General features: G+C 58.2%; 1 protein-coding gene. It reads left to right on the top strand.

Annotated features, from left to right (window positions below; translation table 11 throughout):
* The first annotated feature begins 495 nt into the window (after positions 1 to 495).
* Complete coding sequence (locus tag P1S46_10320) at positions 496 to 1863, top strand: TolC family protein (GenBank protein ID MDF1536873.1); 1368 nt, start codon at positions 496 to 498, stop codon at positions 1861 to 1863.
* Positions 1864 to 2098: the final 235 nt, after the last annotated feature.

The following is a 2098-nucleotide window of genomic DNA, read 5'->3' on the forward strand; positions in this document are numbered from 1 at the left end:
CACGCTTTTCGGTTCCCGTTGAGCCAAAGTCTTACCCGGACTTTGGCGATATTACAGTAGCCTCCGTGAGGGAAGGGAAAACCCCGCTTTTCCCTTTCCGTGGAGCGAAAAGTCCCGGATTGGACTTTTTGCGAAGTTATCAACTTTAGCATATCCGGCAGGAGAACCTTTAATGTGTTATCATTTATAATCTGTTCCCCATGTTACTCCAACAGAGCCTCCAGAGTCAGGTCCCGCATCCCCGGATCACCATAAACAGGGAACCCGGTGCCGGGGTTCCGCCCTTCCCGAAAGCTGTAAAGGCCGCCCTCTAAAAATTTTTGTTTTATGAAAAGGCACCCTGGTGATCGGGAGCTTGACATTTTATTACAATATTCTTATATTGTGGAAATATGAAATCAGGGCGGTGCAGCTACCCTTTATAAGCAACAGGTTAACCATTACCGGCGCAACGAGGGAAGAGCCCTGCCGGATCCGGATGGAGGTAACGAAAAAATGTCGAGGATGGAAATTTTGCGAGGTTATCAAACGGCAGCCCTGGTGCTCGCCGTGGCGGCCCTTCTCCTGCCGGCGGTCACCAGGGCGGAAGCGCCCGTAGTGGGCCTTCAGGAGGCTTTCCACATGGCCCTGGAAGGCAACCCGAAGCTTGTCGCCATGGGAAACTCCCTCAGGGCCGTCCAGGAGCGGGTGGGTTCGGCCAGGAGCCGCCTCCTGCCGAAGGTGACCCTCGAGGAAAGGTACATGAAGACCGACAACCCCACCTTCGCCTTCTCCTCGAAACTCAACCAGAGCCGCTTTGAATCGGCGGATTTCGGTATAGACAGCCTCAACGATCCCGACGCCATCGATGATTTCACCACATCCATCTCTTTTACACAGGCTCTTTATTCCAGGGAAGCCTCCCTGGGTGTGGACATGGCCAGGACGGCCGGCGAGGCAGTGGCGCTGGATTACCGGAGAGCCACCCAGCAGGTGCTCCTCGACGTCCTGGAGGCGTTCATCGGCGCGGAAACGGCGCGCGGCTACCAGGATGTGGCCCAAAATAGCCTGGAGGATGCCAGGATCCACCTCGAGATCGCCCGTTCCAGGGTAAACGCGGGGCTGGGCCTGGAGTCGGATCTGCTCAGGGCCGAGGTTTCCGTAAAGGAGAGCGAGGCACAGCTCGGGTCAGCCAGGAAAAGCGTCTCCCTGGCAGCCCGCGCCCTGGGACTGATCCTGGGGCAGGATGGTCCCGTTGAGGCGGCCGTGGAGGAGATCCCGGTACCCGCTCTCAAGCCGGTGGAACATTACGAGGAGGTCGCCGCGGACCGGGACGACCTGCTTGCCATGGCGAAAAAGGTCCGCAACGCCAGGCTCAACGTCAGCATGGCCACCGCCGGATCCCTTCCCACCGTGGGCCTTGGAGGTTCCTACCAGATCAACAGCCACGAGGCCCCCCTGGATGAGGAAGGAAGCAGTTACCAGGTGATGGCCTTCCTGCGCTGGGACCTCTACTCCGGAGGGCTGAAGAGCCACGCGGCTTCGGACGCCAGGTACGGGCTCATGGAGGCCGAGGCCTGGTACGACGGTCTGAAAAAGGAGATCATCTACCGGATCAACGAAGCCTACCTGTCCATTCTTGAGGCCGCGAGGGGAAGGGAACTGGCACTGTCCCGCCTGTCCCTGGCAGACGAAATGGCAAGGCTCATCGAAAAACGTTACGTAAACTCCCTCGCAACGGTGGTGGATCTCCTGGATGCCCAGACCTCTCTGGACTCGGCAAGGGCCGATCTGGTGGCGAGGAAAAACGCCTACCTTGTCTCTTTAGCCAGGCTCATGTTCCAGAGCGGGCTCATCGGGCAGGAATACCTTGCGGAACCCTGACAGTGCTTTTTGTGATCAACAGTAGTCGCGCCTGGGAATGGCGCCCGGATCGAGTGCCAATGGCTGTGTATTCGATCCGTAAGGGAACCGAAAACCACGCTTTTCGGTTCCCGTTGAGCCAAAGTCCTACCAGGACTTTGGCGACATTACAGCAGCCCCCGTGAGGGAAGGGAAAATGACACTTTTCCCTTCCCGTCGAGCGGAAAGTCCCGCCAGGACTTTCTGCGACCCTGCC

The sequence above is a fragment of the bacterium genome (assembly GCA_029210545.1).
Lineage (GTDB): Bacteria > BMS3Abin14 > BMS3Abin14 > BMS3Abin14 > BMS3Abin14 > JARGFV01.